18 protein-coding genes are annotated in these 17,863 nt (G+C 38.2%); 1 reads left to right on the top strand and 17 read right to left on the bottom strand.

The genetic code is table 11. The annotated features are described in order from the left end of the window. Positions 1 to 55: 55 nt before the first annotated feature. From RT723_RS14685 to murJ, 12 genes are all read right to left on the bottom strand, one after another. Positions 56 to 1,987: an alpha/beta hydrolase family protein gene (locus RT723_RS14685; RefSeq protein WP_216056044.1), complete on the bottom strand. Its 1,932-nt coding sequence runs from the start codon at positions 1,985 to 1,987 to the stop codon at positions 56 to 58. Between the two features lie 71 nt (positions 1,988 to 2,058). Beyond that, positions 2,059 to 2,511 (bottom strand): GspH/FimT family protein, encoded by a 453-nt coding sequence (locus tag RT723_RS18195; protein ID WP_428983711.1) that lies wholly within the window; start codon positions 2,509 to 2,511, stop codon positions 2,059 to 2,061. 125 nt (positions 2,512 to 2,636) lie between these two features. After that, positions 2,637 to 3,164 carry a type IV pilin protein gene (locus RT723_RS14675; RefSeq protein WP_315947822.1) on the bottom strand — a complete coding sequence of 176 codons (528 nt, stop codon included), beginning with the start codon at positions 3,162 to 3,164 and terminating at the stop codon, positions 2,637 to 2,639. Then, positions 3,161 to 3,784: a hypothetical protein gene (locus tag RT723_RS14670; protein WP_315947821.1), complete on the bottom strand. Its 624-nt coding sequence runs from the start codon at positions 3,782 to 3,784 to the stop codon at positions 3,161 to 3,163. Before RT723_RS14670 ends, RT723_RS14675 begins: the two co-directional genes overlap by 4 nt. 8 nt (positions 3,785 to 3,792) lie before the next feature. Next, the gene (locus RT723_RS14665) at positions 3,793 to 4,617 is read right to left on the bottom strand and encodes a PilW family protein (RefSeq protein ID WP_315947819.1); all 825 of its coding nucleotides are present in this window, start codon (positions 4,615 to 4,617) and stop codon (positions 3,793 to 3,795) included. Further along, on the bottom strand, positions 4,607 to 5,269 hold the full coding sequence (locus RT723_RS14660; RefSeq protein WP_315947817.1) for a type IV pilus modification PilV family protein: 663 nt from the start codon (positions 5,267 to 5,269) through the stop codon (positions 4,607 to 4,609). Before RT723_RS14660 ends, RT723_RS14665 begins: the two co-directional genes overlap by 11 nt. 93 nt (positions 5,270 to 5,362) lie before the next feature. Next, a complete protein-coding gene (gene ispH / locus RT723_RS14655; protein ID WP_216056038.1) occupies positions 5,363 to 6,292 on the bottom strand; it encodes a 4-hydroxy-3-methylbut-2-enyl diphosphate reductase in 930 nt (309 codons plus the stop codon). A 9-nt stretch (positions 6,293 to 6,301) separates the two neighbouring features. Then, complete coding sequence (gene fkpB, locus RT723_RS14650) at positions 6,302 to 6,742, bottom strand: FKBP-type peptidyl-prolyl cis-trans isomerase (RefSeq protein WP_315947815.1); 441 nt, start codon at positions 6,740 to 6,742, stop codon at positions 6,302 to 6,304. A gap of 5 nt (positions 6,743 to 6,747) precedes the next feature. Beyond that, on the bottom strand, positions 6,748 to 7,290 hold the full coding sequence (gene lspA / locus RT723_RS14645; RefSeq protein WP_315947813.1) for a signal peptidase II: 543 nt from the start codon (positions 7,288 to 7,290) through the stop codon (positions 6,748 to 6,750). Beyond that, positions 7,290 to 10,130, bottom strand: coding sequence for an isoleucine--tRNA ligase (ileS, locus tag RT723_RS14640; protein WP_315947811.1), 2,841 nt, complete (start codon positions 10,128 to 10,130; stop codon positions 7,290 to 7,292). Before ileS ends, lspA begins: the two co-directional genes overlap by 1 nt. Positions 10,131 to 10,192: 62 nt before the next feature. After that, positions 10,193 to 11,116, bottom strand: coding sequence for a bifunctional riboflavin kinase/FAD synthetase (gene ribF / locus RT723_RS14635; protein ID WP_315947809.1), 924 nt, complete (start codon positions 11,114 to 11,116; stop codon positions 10,193 to 10,195). Between the two features lie 150 nt (positions 11,117 to 11,266). Continuing rightward, positions 11,267 to 12,823, bottom strand: coding sequence for a murein biosynthesis integral membrane protein MurJ (gene murJ, locus RT723_RS14630; protein ID WP_315948542.1), 1,557 nt, complete (start codon positions 12,821 to 12,823; stop codon positions 11,267 to 11,269). Between the two features lie 210 nt (positions 12,824 to 13,033). On the opposite strand from murJ, the gene rpsT reads away from it, so the two are divergent. Then, complete coding sequence (gene rpsT, locus RT723_RS14625; protein WP_216056033.1) at positions 13,034 to 13,294, top strand: 30S ribosomal protein S20; 261 nt, start codon at positions 13,034 to 13,036, stop codon at positions 13,292 to 13,294. A 119-nt stretch (positions 13,295 to 13,413) separates the two neighbouring features. Here rpsT and RT723_RS14620 read toward each other — a convergent pair whose 3' ends face one another. The 5 genes from RT723_RS14620 to RT723_RS14600 form a co-directional block, all read right to left on the bottom strand. Next, positions 13,414 to 13,800, bottom strand: coding sequence for an MAPEG family protein (locus RT723_RS14620; RefSeq protein ID WP_216056032.1), 387 nt, complete (start codon positions 13,798 to 13,800; stop codon positions 13,414 to 13,416). Between the two features lie 97 nt (positions 13,801 to 13,897). Continuing rightward, the gene (gene adk, locus RT723_RS14615) at positions 13,898 to 14,542 is read right to left on the bottom strand and encodes an adenylate kinase (protein WP_216056031.1); all 645 of its coding nucleotides are present in this window, start codon (positions 14,540 to 14,542) and stop codon (positions 13,898 to 13,900) included. A gap of 204 nt (positions 14,543 to 14,746) precedes the next feature. Beyond that, positions 14,747 to 16,675, bottom strand: coding sequence for a molecular chaperone HtpG (gene htpG / locus RT723_RS14610; protein WP_216056030.1), 1,929 nt, complete (start codon positions 16,673 to 16,675; stop codon positions 14,747 to 14,749). Positions 16,676 to 16,842: 167 nt separating this feature from the next. Then, positions 16,843 to 17,439: a recombination mediator RecR gene (gene recR, locus RT723_RS14605; protein ID WP_315947805.1), complete on the bottom strand. Its 597-nt coding sequence runs from the start codon at positions 17,437 to 17,439 to the stop codon at positions 16,843 to 16,845. A gap of 12 nt (positions 17,440 to 17,451) precedes the next feature. Further along, entirely contained in the window at positions 17,452 to 17,778 is a 327-nt protein-coding gene (locus RT723_RS14600) for a YbaB/EbfC family nucleoid-associated protein (RefSeq protein WP_216056050.1), read from the bottom strand. Positions 17,779 to 17,863 lie beyond the last annotated feature (85 nt).

The following is a 17,863-nucleotide window of genomic DNA, read 5'->3' as shown; positions in this document are numbered from 1 at the left end:
AAAAACGCCCTATTTATAGGGCGTTTATTCTAATGTTAGCCATTCAGCGAATGTCTTAGTCTTTCAAATGTTCTGCTAAAAACTCAGCCATTAATTCCATAGATTTAATACGATTGTTGGCATCATTTAAATGATGTGTACCGTATTCAAACTCTTGATACTCAACCTCTTTATCTGCGTTTTTAAGGGCATCGTACATAGATTCAGATTGACGGTAACTAACCAATTGATCTTTCTTTCCATGAATAAGTAATACGGGCACTTTAAACTTATCAACATGGAAAATTGGTGAGATAGCTTTAATACTCTCATCTTCACCTTTAACCGCATTTTCAATATAACTTAGGAAACCTTTCTTTCTCCATAGTGACATTTGCTCGTTTAAATCCGATACCCCAGCAATACTAATAATACATTTAAACTGGTCTGGCGTTTGGAAACCGGCCACTAATGCAGCATATCCACCATAACTGGCTCCTGCAATACAAGCGTTGCTGGTATCTGCATAACCATTTTCTTTTACCCAATTCACCGCATCTAATAAGTCCGTTTGCATGGCCTTACCCCACTGATGATATCCAGCGGTTTCATACTTATTACCAAAACCCGTTGAACCTCTAAAGTTCACTTGTAAAACCGCATAACCTTGATTCGCCATCATTTGCACAAATGGGTCAAAGTATTGATAATCCCTTGCATAAGGTCCGCCATGCGGGAATAAAACTAATGGTGCATTTTCAACATTATTAGGTAATGTTAAATATCCTTTTAGCTCCATTCCGTCTCGGGCTTTGAATGTAATTGCCGACACATAAGCTAATTTCTTACCTTCTAAATATGGGTATTGACTGAACCAATAAGAGATATTTTGTTTAGATTTATCATACAAGTAGAACTTCATTGGTGAATTGTCACTCACCGCTGATACTATGTATTTTGTTTCTGATTCATCAAAGTCGTATAACGTCGCTTTTAAACCTTGTTTAGCAAATAGAGATTCTATTTGTGATGATATATTCAATTTCTCTTTGTCGAAGAATATGCGTTTCACAAAGTTATCTATGTATCGATAACCAACCACTTTTCTACTATTCCCCTTAGATTCTACTATCGCACTTGAGACATCTAATGTTCCCGGTGCTTCACCTAACAATTCAGAAAACTCTGCCGTTGCAATATCAAACTTCCATAACGCTTGTTTATGCAATTTGTGGTCAGATAATACAATAATGCTATTTGATTCAGCGTCATATAAAACGGGATCAAACGTTTCACTTTCATATGGTGTAAAGGTCTTAACTTTTTTCCAATCTGAATTGGTATCTTTGCGTACATAAACGATTTTAGTTAAATCATTACGTTGACCTGTTACACCAATACCTAACAGAATGTCACCATTTTTATCTGGAGACCAACCAACGATTTTATTGGCATTAGGTAGGTATTTTGAGAAGTCCCCCGTGTTTACATTAACTTTGAACACCGAAGAATAGTTATCATCTCTTTCATCACGTAAAGTAACCAAGATATGAGCCGGGTCATTTTCTAGAACACTTAATAAGGTTGGGCTTTCAAAATAAAACTGATTAGCCGTTTGTTTTCCACCTCTATTTCTTCTTAATTCAAATACTGACTCACCTTTAAGATCGGCAGAATAGATATGGGTAGTTCTAACTCGAATACCAAAAGCAACATAAGGTTGAGATACCGTTACCAAAACTCTTTGGTTGTTAGCCCAAGCAATATTATCAATTCTATATTTCTCTCCACCTAAAGCGACGATTGTTTTTAATTCGGTGGAGCCATAATCTGAGATAACCACTTGCGTCTGATCGGTGGTATTAAATATGGCCGCTATTTTACTGCCATCTGGTGAAACACTCGGTTGCGCTATGGTTGGCATTTGACTGAAGTGCGTAATTGGTATGGTTTCCGCATTCAACATTAGTGAACACAGTCCCACTAAAAGTAGAGTTAAAAATCGCATTTAAATATTCCTTTTTTCTTTATAATAAATTAAATATTAGCAATAAAACTTAACGGATTACATCTACAATTTCATCTAAGTTGTTCATTGCAATTAATTTTAGTTAAGTCGTTGGACAATCGTATTCGACCAACATTAGACACAACCAAGGCCTTTTTTAGCCGTTTTCCAAAACATAACGAAACCGTTACCGCCGTGGTAGCGGCTGTATTTATTGGACTGAACTTAATCATCTTTCTATTCACGTTAATGTCTAAAGACTTTGGGATTTTGTGAGAACTTATAATTGTGTCGAACGATTCCACAGCCCCATTGTTATTTTTATCAATGAAACTAATTATTTCATCCCTCCAATTATTGCTACATCGAATACGGTTATCCGTAGGACAAAAGACAACATAAACAAATTGAGTGGCGGCGGTCGATTTGGCTAATTGCAATTGTGAATTTATAATATTCAATTGACTGGATAGCTTGGCCTTGTTCAAAAACGTAACCAATGAAGGGCTCACCACCAGAGTCATTATCGTGATCAGGCAAAGAACCAACATCATCTCTACCAAGCTAAATGCTTTTAATTTAGTATGTTGAAGCCACAAATATCCCTTCTGGCTCACCAATCGTTTAGGTGCTGTTAAATGTAAATTCATTAACAGTCCCAACACATTTCAGTTGCTGAAAATTCGCCATCGTTGTTTTTGTCATACCCTTTTCTACCGTCTGAATAATATATTAAACGGCCAAAGCTCGGTCTTTTTTGGGTATGAACACTTTTATTATCAATCGGTGTGGCAACAATTTGATATTCCAAACCACTGTCACTGACATATAAAATAGATAAATTAAATAGCCGTTTTTGTTCAGGCTTATCTGCTGGGGAATAAGATTGAAAAATCCATGGCGCGCCTGTATTTTCAGGTGACACTTGTGATCCCGCAGCTCCAAAATAACTTACATTAAATAATTTATATTGCTCTAATCGGCTGCCTAACATCAATAAATCAGATTGGGCTTGCAACAAGCTACCTTTGTGTATGTAATCCACATAACGGTTAACGCCAAAAGTTAGCAGCATGGATATTATTGATAACACCAATAATAACTCTATTAAGCTAAAGCCATTAAATAGTAAATATCGAATCGTATTTAGACATGGTTTAATTTGTAAGTTAGTCACTTCTCTTCCCCTAACCACCTTACTTTTGTATCTTGGTTTATTATCGTTACTGCAAATGTTTCACGACCACGGCGTTTTATAATAGAAGTATCAACAAGCCATATGTCTGAACTTTGTAACTGCAAACATTGCTGGAGGAGTATTATTTCGTTTCGTTCACTTGATAAGGTAATCACATCGTTACCTTGAGACGGCTGAACTAACTCAATGGACAGAAGCATGAGATAGCTCAATATTTTATCACTGCCTATCACCTCCGAATGTTGATTAACATTGATGTCTAACTTTTCAATAGCACCTTGCTCACAAACCTTATCGTGTGGATCCACAAGCTGGTTATGACTGTCCAAAACACTAGGTAGTTGCAAAATGCGTTCTGAGTATTTATCCCTCGATAGTTGGTTCAATATCAGTTGTTTCACATTTGAAATTTGAATTAATCCAGACTGGTAGGTTTGCTGGTTGTGGACTAATTGCAGTTGTAAGTGAGTCGATGTAATGGACGACACCGACATCACACTCATTGCAACCCAAAAGACCAAAACAACGACCAATACGCTGCCTTGTTGTTTGCACACTTTGGCATTATTAAGTTGTTGTAAAAGCGCAATTTTGGTCATAACGTCAGTTAACCTTGCAATACAATCATGGTTTCAAACTTGCGCAGTATTAACTGTTTAGGCAGCTCAATATGATCATTACCAAGTAATTTAATCTTAGTTGGTTGGGCTAACGGTGTAATCAATGTCTTCCCCAATAAAAGAGCGACATTGACCGCTACCAGTTTAACGTCAGCGGTCGCTGTTTTATTTATATTGGCTAACACATCCGCATTAACCCAACTCAATTGGTCGGATTCATCCACACTAATGCCTTTAAATTGGACACCGTATTGAATTTGCATGTCTTGCACGTTTTCTAATAAAGAAACTGAATAGTTTGACGTTGTTGTTAATTTTACTCCTCGTAAATAACGGCCATCGTAACTCTTACATCTCAGTGTTGTGCCATCAATATAATAATGATTAACAGCATGGAATAACTCGCCATCATTAAAGTCAAAGTTTGTTCCTGTGCACGTTTTGGCCGCTATGGTATTGATCACAATTTGATCCGACTTTTGCTCCCCCTCTACACTTTTTATTAAAGGAAAAGCACTAAAACTTTCTCCACTCACGACTGGATTCTTCGTTATAAACTCAGATTCTAAGTCGGTATCAATCAGCCTATTTAATTCTGGAAGAAATTCATTGCTGTAACCCGCTGAACTGATATTTGAATTGAGAAAAGGAATAATATACTGACCCTCTTGCGCCAACTCTGTAAAGGCCTTGTTTGTTAAAAAGAGTCTATGATTGGCATCATATATTCGGGTAATTAAGGTTAGTAATACGGCGCTTATTGTTAAAACAACAAGTAACTCAATCAGCGAAAAGCCGCTATTAACTTTCATATGTTGCCTCGGTCAGTACAAGTTGCTGTGAATAACACACATAACGCGTCACGGCTTTATTCAATGCTTGAAGTGTTTGCTGACAACCGGACGACTTAGTGGTTTGAGGTGAAGATAAACTTGGCCAAATAAGGGCTATTTCTAGTAATACAGAAGTTGTATTCAACACCGTTGGATGAATCGAGATTGTCGCGTCATTAGACATCAGTGCCAACATACAACTCACTTCATATATATCAAACAAGGCCACTTGAGTGTTATTACATAAACTAATGTTTAGGTTCGTAGTTGTCCGGCAATTTGTGATGTTTATTGGTGGCTCAAGGCAAAAACATTGATAGTGTGATCCTTGGCATCCGCCCAGTTGAGCAAAGTCATAGGATTCAGGGAAGAAATACGAATGTGATAGTCCCTGAGTCTGTGTCGTGAATATGTGCTGTTTATTGAGAATTAACCGATTGGCTAAATTGGTAACGATGAGGTTAGCTTGGATAAATTGATTGGTAATTTGGGCTGAACGGCTATGACTGAGTTGTACACCAACAATGCCCAACATGCCAATAGAGAAGATAATTAACGCAACAAGTACTTCGATTAAACTCGACCCTTGGGTTAACTTTCTTGCAGCGAATTCCGTTTTGCTGTATTGCATGATGGTAGGCTTATTAAATCAAACGATTAAATAAGCCTAGACCATCAATTATTTTTTGTAACTATTTTAGGTAAATTAATTATGTCTGGTTAATTATTGTAATTCGGCTGGAACCGCAAATACGATATTCTCTTCTTTACCTGGATTTTCTACTACCGTTGATGCACCTAACTCTTTTAGTCGGTCAATCACGCCTTGTACTAGAACATCTGGCGCTGATGCACCTGCAGTAACACCTACATTGGGCTTAGATTCTAACCATTTGGTATCTATATTAGAGGCATCATCGATTAAATAAGCTTTAGTACCTACCTTTTCAGATAGTTCACGTAAACGGTTTGAGTTTGAACTATTGGCTGCCCCTACCACTAACATTAAATCAACTTTATTGGCTAAATCACGAACCGCATCTTGTCTATTTTGCGTGGCGTAACAGATATCATCTTTACGTGGCCCTTTTATTTCAGGGTATTTAGCTCTTAATGCATCTATCACATCAGCGGTATCGTCTACCGACAAGGTTGTTTGTGAACAGTAATACAAGGCTGATGGATTTTTAACATTTAATGTTGCAACGTCTTCTGGAGACTCAACTAAATAAATACCACCTTCATCATTACTGTATTGACCCATAGTGCCTTCCACTTCAGGATGACCTTGGTGTCCAATCAACACACACTCGGTACCTTTTCTTGATGCTCGAGTGACTTCCATATGTACTTTTGTAACTAAAGGACACGTAGCATCAAATACCTTTAAACCACGAGAAGCGGCCTCTTGACGCACCGCTTGTGACACACCATGGGCACTAAAGATAACAATGCTGTCATCTGGTACTTCGTTTAATTCATCAACAAACACGGCACCACGATCTCTAAGTCCATTCACGACAAATTTATTATGAACCACTTCGTGTCGCACATAAATTGGCGGTTGGAATATCTCTAAGGCACGCTCAACGATTGAAATCGCTCGGTCTACACCTGCGCAAAAACCTCTTGGATTAGCTAATAATATTTCCATCATAAACCTCTAGTGTGTAGCCGTATTGACTTCAATGATTTCAACATCAAAGGTCAAGGTTTGTCCTGCTAAAGGGTGATTAAAATCAACCGTTACTGACTGACCAGCAACGTCTCTAATCACACCAGGTAAATCCGTGCCATCAGGTTGAGTAAAGGCCACTATCGCACCTTCTTCTGCTGGTACTTCAGCACCAAACTTATCTTTATCAACAAAATAAATATTGTCTGGGTTAGGTTGGCCAAATGCTTGTTCTGGCTCTAACGTAAAAGAGGCTTCTTTGCCCGCTTCTAATCCCATTAAACAAGCTTCAAATCCTGGCGTTAAACTACCATCACCAATAGTAAGCTTGGCAGGTTTGCCGTTAACTTTAGTACTGTCTGCAACAGAACCGTCTGACAATTTGATTGAGAAATGAAAAATTACTTCGCTGCCGTTTTGAATACTCATATTTATTATTTCTTAACCTGTTTTGGTGAATCGTTTTCTGCTGATTGGTTTTCCGATTGAGCGCTATTTTTTTGCTCAAATATCGCATCTAATATTAATAAACCTGCGCCTAAACTAATGGCCATGTCGGCAATATTAAACGCAGGGAAATGCCAATCTTGATAATAAAAATGTAAAAAGTCGACCACGTAACCATAGTTGAGTCTGTCCATCACATTACCAATGGCACCACTTAATATCAGCGCGTAAGCGGCCAATAACCAGGTCTGTTTCACTGGGGTTTTATACATCCAATAGATCAAAAGCACACTGATCACCAGCGCAATGCCGGTGAAGAAATAATGTTGCCAACCACCAGCATCGCTCAAAAAGCTAAATGCCGCACCATAATTACGAACATAGGTAATATCAAAAATTGGCAATACATTAATATCTGCATATAAAGCTAGATTATTGATGATCCATATTTTGCTAAATTGATCCGCTATGATTAATAACAGGCTTAAAGCTAAAAACTTTAAACCTGTTTCTTTGAACGCATTTAACATTAAGCGAACTTCCTTGACTCACCTTCGCCATCGACATTGTCAACACAACGGCCACAAAGATCGTCATGTTCAGCATGCTGACCAACATCGTCAGTGTAGTGCCAGCATCTTTCACACTTAGTTGCACTGCTGGCTTCAATCGCTACATAAACACCTTCTAACTCAGAATTGGTTACTGCGTCCGGCTTATTCGCAATTGAGTCTACGCTCGCTTTAGAAGTGATTAGGATAAACCTTAATTCATCTTCTAATACGGTTAATTTTTGTTTAATTTCGTCGTTTACATACAAAGTGATATTGGCTTCTAAAGACGCGCCTATTAGTTTGTCTTTTTTGGCGATTTCTAGTGTGCGATTCACTTCGTCTTTGATCGCTAATATTTGTGACCAATAATCGTCACCCATATTTACTTCACCAGCGTATTGTTCAATGTCGGTATACCAAACACCGGTAAATACAAATTCACCACGTTTGCCAGCCGCTGTTTCAGCTGGTAATGCTTGCCAAATTTCTTGTGCGGTGAATGATAATACAGGCGCCATCCAACACGTCATTGCTTCTGCGATATGATATAACGCAGTTTGACATGAACGACGAGCTACGGAATCTGCCTTGGCGGTATACTGTCTGTCTTTGATCACGTCTAGGTAGAAACTGCCTAAATCAACCGAACAAAAGTTCATTAGTTTTTGCATAACCACATGGAATTGGTACTTGTCGTAAGCTTCTATTATTTCAGCTTGTAAACGTGCTGCTTTACCAACAATCCAACGATCAAGGGCCACCATTTCATTTTCTGGCACTGTGTCCGTGATTGGATTAAAGCCATTTAAGTTAGCGAGTAAGAATCGTGACGTATTACGAATACGACGGTATGTGTCGGCAGAACGTTTGAAAATTTCATCCGCAACCGTCATCTCACCCGTGTAATCGGTAGAAGCAACCCACAAACGTAATATGTCAGCACCGTATTTACCGGTCACATCTTTAGGAGAAACAACGTTACCTAATGACTTCGACATTTTGTGACCTTTTTGGTCAACGGTGAAACCATGGGTTAATACTTGGCTGTAAGGGGCTTTATCATTCATAGCGATAGACGTCATAAGAGATGACATAAACCAACCACGATGTTGATCTGAACCTTCTAAGTACAAATCTGCCGCTTTGGTAAACTCTTCACGCGCATCTATAACAAAATGGTGAGTCACACCTGAATCAAACCAAACGTCTAATGTGTCTTGTACTTTACGATAATTATCAGCGTCAGCGCCTAATAATTCAGCTTGATCTAAATCCCACCAAGCCTGAATGCCTTTTTCTTCAACCGCTAATGCGACTTTCTCTAACAAGTCGTGTGTTTTAGGGTGTAATTCATCCGTTTCATTATGGATAAACAATGCAATTGGTACACCCCAAGTACGTTGACGTGAGATACACCAATCTGGACGGCCTTCAACCATGCCTGCAATTCGGCTTTGGCCCCACTCAGGTAACCATTCAACTTGTTTGATATGTTCTAATGATTTAGCACGTAACCCAGCTTTGTCCATGCTGATAAACCACTGTGGGGTAGCACGGAAAATAATTGGCGTTTTATGACGCCAGCAATGCGGGTAACTATGTTCAATATTGATGTGTTTCATTAACGCATTATGTTCTGTTAATACATCAATCACACTTTGATTGGCTTTAAATACATGCTGACCAGCAAAGAACTCTGTGCCTTCAACATACACACCATTTGGTCCAACAGGGTTAGCAACTTCTAATCCGTATTTTAAACCAACGGTGAAATCTTCTTGACCATGACCCGGAGCCGTATGCACACAACCAGTACCTGCGTCAGTTGTTACATGCTCACCTAATATAACTGGCACAGTAAAATCTAAGAATGGATGTTTAACTTCAACATTTTCTAATAACTCACCTTTGGCATAACCAAGTGCATGGAATTTAGTGATGTCATATCTGTCCATAACATCCGCTAATAATGATGCTGCAACCACTAATCTAAATGGAACCTCAGCCTCAACTTGTACTAATACGTATTCAACGTCAGCAGCTACCGCAATTGCACGGTTAGCAGGCATAGTCCAAGGTGTTGTTGTCCAAATAACAAAAGAGATATCGCCTTTACCTTCGTGCCCTTCTACATGTTCAAACTTATTCGCAAGTGCATCCGCATCTGTTGCTGTAAATTTAACATCGATGGCTGGAGAGACTTTATCTTTATATTCCACTTCAGCTTCTGCTAATGCAGAACCACAGTCCGTACACCAATGAACTGGCTTAGAGCCTTTTTGTAAATGGTCGTTGTCAATTATTTTACCTAGCGCACGAATGATGTTGGCTTCTGATTTAAAATCCATTGTTTTGTATGGGTTTTGCCAGTCACCTAATACGCCTAAACGCACAAAACCATCTAATTGGCCTGTGATCTGACGTTCTGCGTAGTCACGACATTTTTGTCTAAATTCTGCTGCGGTAACCTTTTTACCAGGCTTGCCTACTTTCTTTTCTACCATTAATTCAATTGGTAATCCGTGACAGTCCCAACCCGGTACATACGGAGAATCAAAATCAGATAACGTTTTAGACTTAACGATAATGTCTTTTAGAATTTTGTTTACTGAGTGACCTAAGTGAATATCACCGTTGGCATACGGAGGTCCATCATGAAGAATAAAGCTCTTTTTACCTTTTTTAGCTTCACGAATTTGTTTATATAATTCTTTCTGCTGCCATTCTTTGATCATGACAGGTTCACGCTGAGCTAAGTTGCCACGCATTGGAAATGCAGTTTCTGGCAAGTTAAGAGTATGTTTATAATCACTCATGTTTACTGGGTCCGTAATTTATAATTTAAGAGTAAATACCTGATTGGTAATGCTCGAATAATTTATTTAAATAGTTCAGCTTTTGCAGTATTTACATCTGCGTGGATCTGCTGGATTAATTCATCTACCGAGTTAAATTTTTGTTCATCTCGGATTTTAAACAAAGGTTCAATACTTAACCTTTGCCCATAAATATTGTCATTGAAGTCAAACAAATGCACTTCTAATACTGGCTTAACCCCGTTTAACGTAGGTTTATTGCCAATATTGGCTACACCAAAGAAACCTTTATTTTGCCATTGTACTTGTACAGCAAATACGCCTCTAATTGGTAATACTTTTCTTTTTACCGCTATATTTGCCGTTGGAAATCCAAATTTCCGACCATTTTTATCGCCATGTATCACTTTGCCATGGAATTTAAATGGTTCACCTAATAAGGCAGAGGCAACTTCAAAGTCAGACTCATTTAAACTGCAGCGTACTTCCGTACTGCTTGCCCGCTTATTGGAATATTCAAACGTTTTACTGTCATCAACATTAAAACCAAACTGTTTTGACTGTTGCTGTAACAATTCAAAATTGCCAATTCGCTTTTGGCCAAATCTAAAGTCGTCGCCAACAATTAAGTGTTTCACCCCTAATTTTTTAACTAATAAGGTCTCAATAAATTGCTCTGCAGTCATGGCCGCAAAAGCAGGATTAAATCGAATGCAAATTAGTCTGTCGACTCCCATACGTTTTAACTTTTCAAATTTTTCACGAAACGTTAATACTCTGGCAGAGGCTTTATCTTTAAGAAAAACTTCTTGTGGTTGTGGCTCAAATAACATTACTACAGCAGGCACATTGTACTTAAGTGCTGCTTGTTTTAATTTTTGTAAAACATACTGGTGCCCGATATGCACACCATCAAAATTACCTATGGTTAAAACACAGTTTCTATGATTTTCAGTAATATTAACTAAACCGCGAACTAACTCCATCACCACTACTTTTAAAGATAAAAAAACGGTCAAATTATAACGGTAAACGATGGGCAATTACTAGCGTGCAACAGGCTAATTCTGTTGGATAAAAGGGAATATAACCAATTTAAACCGACATTAGTTTAAATTGGTTAAATAATCTGCAGATTAAAAGTTGGATTTCAAATCCCTGAGTCTAAAACCTAAACTAAACAGCGCAATAAAATAACAAACAATGGCAATGCTAATTAAGCCAAATAATTTTATGAGTAAGTGAGAAAATGCAGTTACTTCTAACGGCCAATTAACATGACTTAACCATACGACGTAACCCATCAATGCAGTCGACAACAACAATTTACCAATCCAAATTAGCGACTGGCGAGATATTTTATACACTCCTTGTTGATGTAATCCTTTGTACAACAACGCGGCGTTTAACGTACCTGACATAGCGGTTGCGATAGCTAAACCGACAAAACCAAAAAACGGCGCTAACATAAAGTTAAAAACGATATTGGCCAGCATTGAAATGATACCAATGCGAACTGGCGTCTTAGTATCCTGTCTTGCAAAATAGCCTGGCGCTAGTACCTTTACCGTCATGTAACTCATTAGACCGGAACAATACGCCACCAGCGCCCACTGAACATGCATGGCATCGTCAGGGGTGAATTTTCCATGCAAATACAGCACTTCAATAATTAATGGCCCTAAAATCATTAACCCCGCCATAGCAGGAAAGGCTAACATCAAGACAAAACGTACCGCCCAATCAATGGTATTTTGAAACGCTTGAGGATCATCATTAGAATGTAATTTTGATAAGCTCGGCAGAATTACAGTGGCAATACCAATACCAAACAAACCTAACGGAAACTCAATCAATCTATCAGCGTAATATAACCAACTTATAGAACCTGTAATTAAAAACGAAGCTATAACCGTATCAACCAAAGCGTTTAACTGATGCACAGACACACCTAAAATAGCCGGTAACATCAAGATACGAATACGTTTTACGTATACATCATTCCATCCCCACTTTGGCAACACCAGCAACCCAGCTTTCGCCATAAATGGCAATTGGAATAAAAACTGTATTAACCCGCCGAGAAATACACCGATTGCCAATGCATAGGCTGGATCTGAAAATGAATCTCGTAACGTGATGGCGCAAACAATAATGGCTATATTTAGAAATACTGGCGTAAATGCCGCTACAGCAAATTTATTGTAGGTATTTAATACTGCGCCAGATAGCGCTACAAACGTAATAAAGAATAAATAGGGAAAAGTGATCTTCAATAACACTGACGCCATTTCAAACTTGCCTGCATCAGGCCCATCATTCATCCACTCGATAAACCAGCCCGTACCGAACACCATTACAATTAACGGTGAAGCTATAACGGCGAATAAAGTGATAAGTGTGACAATAACCCCTAATGTTCCAGCTACTTTAGCCACTAATTCACGAACTTCATCATCCCCATGTTTTTCTTTAACTTCCGTTAATACAGGAACAAATGCTTGAGCAAACGCACCTTCGGCAAATAAACGTCTTAAAAAATTGGGAATTCGGTTAGCAAAAAAATAGACATCGGCGTTAACACCAGCACCAACTAAAGTTGCTATAACAACATCTCGCACTAATCCTAATACCCTAGAGATCAATGTCATAAATGAGACTATTAAACCAGAACGCAACAGGGCCAAGTGAATTACCTTTTAAATTAAACAGTTAAACGAGGGGATATGACATATTAGAGTGCCAGATATTACTCTTTTTTTATAGATAAAGTCTTTCTCAGAATTAATTAATTATATTATCTTCCATATATTGTTCAAAGGGTTTGACAAAAGTTTGAAATAAAGGCAAACTTCGCGGCCTTAAAAACCGGTAAATTTAGAATTATTATTTAGGAGTCAGCCTTGGCTAACATAAAGTCTGCTAAGAAACGCGTTATAACTTCTGAAAAGAGTCGTCGTCACAACGCAAGCCGTCGCTCTATGATGCGTACTTACATTAAAAAAGTAGTTGCAGCAATTGCTGCTGGTCAAAAAACTGAAGCACAAGAAGCATTCGTTGCTCTAGTGCCTGTTTTAGATCGTTATGCTACTAAAGGTCTTATTCACAAAAATAAAGCAGCTCGTCAGAAAAGTCGCTTTAATGCTCAAATCAAAGCTCTTTAATTTAAGCGCTTTAATTTAAGATTGTTATAAGAATAATAAAAAACCGAAATGGTTCGCCACTTCGGTTTTTTTGTATCTAGAATTTGTGTTTATATATTTTTTAGCAGTTCATCTATGTATTAATACACAACCAAAATATTAAGCACTGCAGCTATCATCATCATACCAAAGGTTAAGGTGCCGCCAACAAATCTTGGCATCGAAGTACCCGCACTCTTACTTAGCCCCATAACATGTAAAATTCTACCCAAAAACAACATAGATCCAAGTACATGTAAGACCCACATTTGGCCGCCATTAAGCTCTAATAATAACAATAGAAATAAAGCCAAAGGCACGTATTCCGAAAAGTTTCCGTGAACACGTATTGCTCTATGTAGCTCACGCTCTTTGCCGTGACCTATGCCCACTTGGAACTTACGACGCAACAATATCACCCTAAATGATAAAGCCACATAAAATAAGCCCAGTATACCAGCGTAAAACGCTGTAAATTCAACATTCATTATCACTACCTTTTAATTATTAACCAATATATGCAATTGGCTTTTGAAATAAAAAAGCCCACAAATATGTGGGCTTTATAAATAATTTATATAGTAATTAGCCTAATATTGCAGCTAACTTTGCACTAATATCTTCAACCGGTTGAGTACCCTCAATCGTTGTAAAGTTTGTATTTCCAGCTTGAGCTTCAGCTTTGTAATAAGCAACGAGTGGTTGCGTTTGTTCATGGTAAACACCTAAACGCTTACGAACAGTCTCTTCTTTATCGTCATCACGAATACTTAAGTCTTCACCAGTCACGTCGTCTTTACCTTCCACTTTAGGTGGATTATAAACAACATGATAAACACGACCTGAACCTGGGTGAACACGACGACCAGACATACGTCCAACGATCACTTCATCCGGTACATCGAATTCCAAACAATGATCAACGGTAATACCATTTTCTTTCATTGCATCAGCTTGAGGAATAGTACGAGGGAAACCGTCTAACAAGAAGCCATTTGCACAATCAGCTTTTGTAATACGTTCTTTTACTAAACCAATGATCAGTTCATCTGACACTAATTGACCTGCGTCCATTACTTTTTTTGCTTCTATCCCCAAAGGCGTACCTTCTTTGATAGCAGCACGTAACATGTCGCCAGTTGAAATTTGCGGGATGCCGTATTTATTCATTAAGAATTGAGCTTGTGTCCCCTTACCAGCGCCCGGTGCGCCTAGTAAAATTATCCGCATGGATATGTCCTCAGATTGATAGTTTTTAGAAATCTTTATATTGTCGGGAATATTGTCATATTACAAAAGGGATGACAACCCGCGTGATAGGGGAACCGACTAAAGTCTAATTCTTTTTACTTTAAACTGTACAAAAAAAGGAGCATAAGCTCCTTTTTTTGTATCATTTTCTTACTTCTGTGTTTCTACAGGATTAAGATTCTATTACTTAGTTAATGACAACATTAAGTCATTCATGCGTTTTACAAATGAACCTGGGTCAGTCAATGTACCGCGCTCTGCTAACGTCGCTTGGTCTAATAACACTTCAACCCATTGTTTGTATTGTTCTTCGTCTTGCACTTGATCGACATGTTTAACTAACTCATGTTCCATATTAACTTCAAATACAGGTTTAACATCTGGAACAGGCTGTCCCATTTGTTTCATCAACTCAATCATTTGTGGGCTCATGTCTGCATTGTCTGTCACGATACACGCTGGTGAATCAGTTAAGCGATGTGAAACTTTAACTTCTTTAACGTTATCCGTTAATACCGCTTTCATTCTTGCCACAGAAGATTCAAATGTTTTATCCGCTTCTTCTTGTGCTTTTTTGGTTTCTTCGTCGTCTAAATCACCTAAGTCTAAGTCACCACGAGTAACTGAAACTAATGACTTACCGTCAAACTCATTAAGGTGAGATAATAACCATTCATCAATGCGGTCATACATAAGTACCACTTCAACGCCTTTCTTGCGGAAGATCTCTAATGCAGGATTGTTTTTCGCCGCTTCGTATGAGTCAGCAACAATATAATAAATCTTATCTTGCCCTTCTTTCATACGCTCAATGTAATCAACAAAACCAACTGATTGAGTTGCATCTTCGGTATGAGTAGAAGCAAAACGCAGTAGTTTTGCGATAGCTTCTTTGTTTACCATGTCTTCAGCTGGCCCTTCTTTTAGCACTTGGCCAAATTCGTTCCAGAAAGTTTGATAATTTTCTTTATCATTTTTACCCATGCGGTCTAACATTTTTAACACACGAGTTGTACAACCTTTACGTAATGTTTGCGTTATTTTGTTATCTTGCAAAATTTCACGAGAAACATTCAAAGGTAGATCATTTGAGTCAATTAAGCCTTTTACAAAACGTAAGTATGTTGGCATAAACTGCTCAGCGTCATCCATGATGAATACACGTTGAACGTACAGTTTAAGTCCGCGTTGTTTATCACGGTTCCATAAATCAAAAGGCGCTTTTTTAGGGATATATAATAATGATGTATATTCGCTATTACCTTCAACTTTGTTATGAGCCCATGTCATTGGGTCGTCAAAGTCATGACTGATATGTTTGTAGAACTCTTGGTAGTCTTTATCTTCTAACTCAGACTTGTCTAACGTCCATAAAGCGTCGGCTTTGTTAATCACTTCCCATTCACCTGGCGTAGCAGCAATTTTCTCGCCGTCTTCACCTTCAGATTCAGGTGTGCCTTCTTTCCACATTTCTACTGGCGTAGAGATATGGTCTGAGTATTTCTTGATGATTTCACGAAGTTTCCAGTTATTGGCAAATTCTTTTTCTTCTTCGGATAAGAATAACGTGATTTCAGTACCGCGGTTTTCTTTTGTAATGGTTTCTAAGGTGAATTCGCCTTCACCTTCACTGGTCCATTCAACACCCGCTGACGCATCGTCACCCGCTTTACGTGAGCGTACAACAACCTTATCGGCTACGATAAACGCTGAATAAAAACCAACACCAAACTGGCCAATAAGTTGTGAGTCTTTTGCTTTATCGCCTGATAAGTTTTTGAAGAAATCGGCAGTGCCCGACTTAGCGATGGTACCTAAATGCTCAGCCGCTTCTTGTTGAGTCATACCAATACCATTGTCATCAATTGTGATGGTATTTTTAGTTTCATCAAAGGTTACACGTACACGTAACTGACCATCATTTTCATAAAGGTCGTTATTAGACAAAGCTTCAAAACGTAATTTATCTGATGCATCCGCTGCGTTTGAAATAAGTTCGCGTAAAAAGATCTCTTTATTTGAATATAAAGAGTGGATCATCAGTTGTAATAGTTGTTTGACTTCGGTTTGAAAACCGTGAGTTTGTTTACCTTGAGCAGCTGCTTCAGCCATCTGTAAGATCTCCTGTGTTTAATGTGTATCAAATTCGGTCTATCTGCCGAAACGTTGATAACTTAATAGGAGCGTATATTTGAAAATCAAGGGAGAGGTGAAAGATAAGATGGTTATTTGAGTTAAATATAACCACCTTACAACTTTGGCTTAGCGCTTTAAATTAATTAGAACAGTTTTCGGCCAATTAATGCATGAGTAATAGTTGAACTATCCACCATTTCTAATTCACCACCAACAGGTATACCATGCGCAATTCGAGTAATAGCAATATTATGAGACTTACAAATATCGGCAATATAGTGTGAGGTTGCTTCACCTTCTACACTGGGATTTAATGCCAAAATCACTTCACTAACATGACCATTTTCTAATAGTTCTTCTAATTGGAATAAACCAATTTCACTTGGACCAATACCGTCAATGGGTGACAAACAGCCATGTAAAACAAAATAACGTCCACTAAATTGTGCGCTTTGCTCAACAGCAGCTAAATCAGAAGCACTTTCAACAATACATAAAGTACCATCGATGGCTCGTTTACTGTTTTTACAAATGTCACATAATTCTAGCTCAGTGTAATTACGGCACTCTGAACATTGGCCAATATTGTCCATTGAATCCAGTAATACTGCCGCTAATTCTTTACCGGCCTGACGTTTTCTTTGTAATAAATGAAACGCCATGCGTTGAGCCGTTTTAGGCCCAACACCAGGTAAACATTGTAATTGCTCGATCAGATTCGCTAATAATGATTGGCTCATATTATCGGCTAATTAAAATGGAAGTTTCATACCTGGAGGCATGCCCATACCACCAGTAACTTTTGACATTTCTTCTTTGTTGGTTTCTTCAACACGACGAACCGCATCATTAATTGCCGCTGCAATTAAGTCTTCTAACATGTCTTTGTCGTCTTCCATTAAAGACTCGTCAATATCGACACGTTTAACGCTGTGACTACCTAACATAGTGACTTTAACAAGACCTGCACCTGATTCACCAACCACTTCCATTTTGGCTAAATCTTCTTGCATTTTTGCCATCTTATCTTGCATTGCTTGGGCTTGTTTCATGATGTTGCCCATTCCGCCTTTAAACATATTCATTTCCTCATTTCTTTAAATATTAATCTTTGATACTAAATCGTTAATGACCAATAAATATGGCCTAATTGATAAAATACAA

This window comes from Psychrosphaera aquimarina (assembly GCF_032461525.1).
GTDB lineage: Bacteria > Pseudomonadota > Gammaproteobacteria > Enterobacterales > Alteromonadaceae > Psychrosphaera > Psychrosphaera aquimarina.
The sequence above is the reverse complement of the archived record's forward strand: the minus strand, read 5'-3'. Positions and strand labels throughout refer to the sequence as shown.

Coding starts and splice junctions, on each gene's coding strand:
- RT723_RS14620 (WP_216056032.1), bottom strand. CDS start 13,800: ATGAATGTTGAATTTACAGCGTTTTACGCTGGTATACTGGGCTTATTT.
- htpG (WP_216056030.1), bottom strand. CDS start 16,675: ATGGCTGAAGCAGCTGCTCAAGGTAAACAAACTCACGGTTTTCAAACC.
- fkpB (WP_315947815.1), bottom strand. CDS start 6,742: ATGAGTATTCAAAACGGCAGCGAAGTAATTTTTCATTTCTCAATCAAA.
- RT723_RS14670 (WP_315947821.1), bottom strand. CDS start 3,784: ATGACCAAAATTGCGCTTTTACAACAACTTAATAATGCCAAAGTGTGC.
- ispH (WP_216056038.1), bottom strand. CDS start 6,292: ATGGAAATATTATTAGCTAATCCAAGAGGTTTTTGCGCAGGTGTAGAC.
- ileS (WP_315947811.1), bottom strand. CDS start 10,130: ATGAGTGATTATAAACATACTCTTAACTTGCCAGAAACTGCATTTCCA.
- ribF (WP_315947809.1), bottom strand. CDS start 11,116: ATGGAGTTAGTTCGCGGTTTAGTTAATATTACTGAAAATCATAGAAAC.
- recR (WP_315947805.1), bottom strand. CDS start 17,439: ATGAGCCAATCATTATTAGCGAATCTGATCGAGCAATTACAATGTTTA.
- RT723_RS14685 (WP_216056044.1), bottom strand. CDS start 1,987: ATGCGATTTTTAACTCTACTTTTAGTGGGACTGTGTTCACTAATGTTG.
- adk (WP_216056031.1), bottom strand. CDS start 14,542: ATGCGGATAATTTTACTAGGCGCACCGGGCGCTGGTAAGGGGACACAA.
- RT723_RS14600 (WP_216056050.1), bottom strand. CDS start 17,778: ATGTTTAAAGGCGGAATGGGCAACATCATGAAACAAGCCCAAGCAATG.
- RT723_RS18195 (WP_428983711.1), bottom strand. CDS start 2,511: ATGACTCTGGTGGTGAGCCCTTCATTGGTTACGTTTTTGAACAAGGCC.
- lspA (WP_315947813.1), bottom strand. CDS start 7,290: ATGTTAAATGCGTTCAAAGAAACAGGTTTAAAGTTTTTAGCTTTAAGC.
- RT723_RS14665 (WP_315947819.1), bottom strand. CDS start 4,617: ATGAAAGTTAATAGCGGCTTTTCGCTGATTGAGTTACTTGTTGTTTTA.
- RT723_RS14660 (WP_315947817.1), bottom strand. CDS start 5,269: ATGCAATACAGCAAAACGGAATTCGCTGCAAGAAAGTTAACCCAAGGG.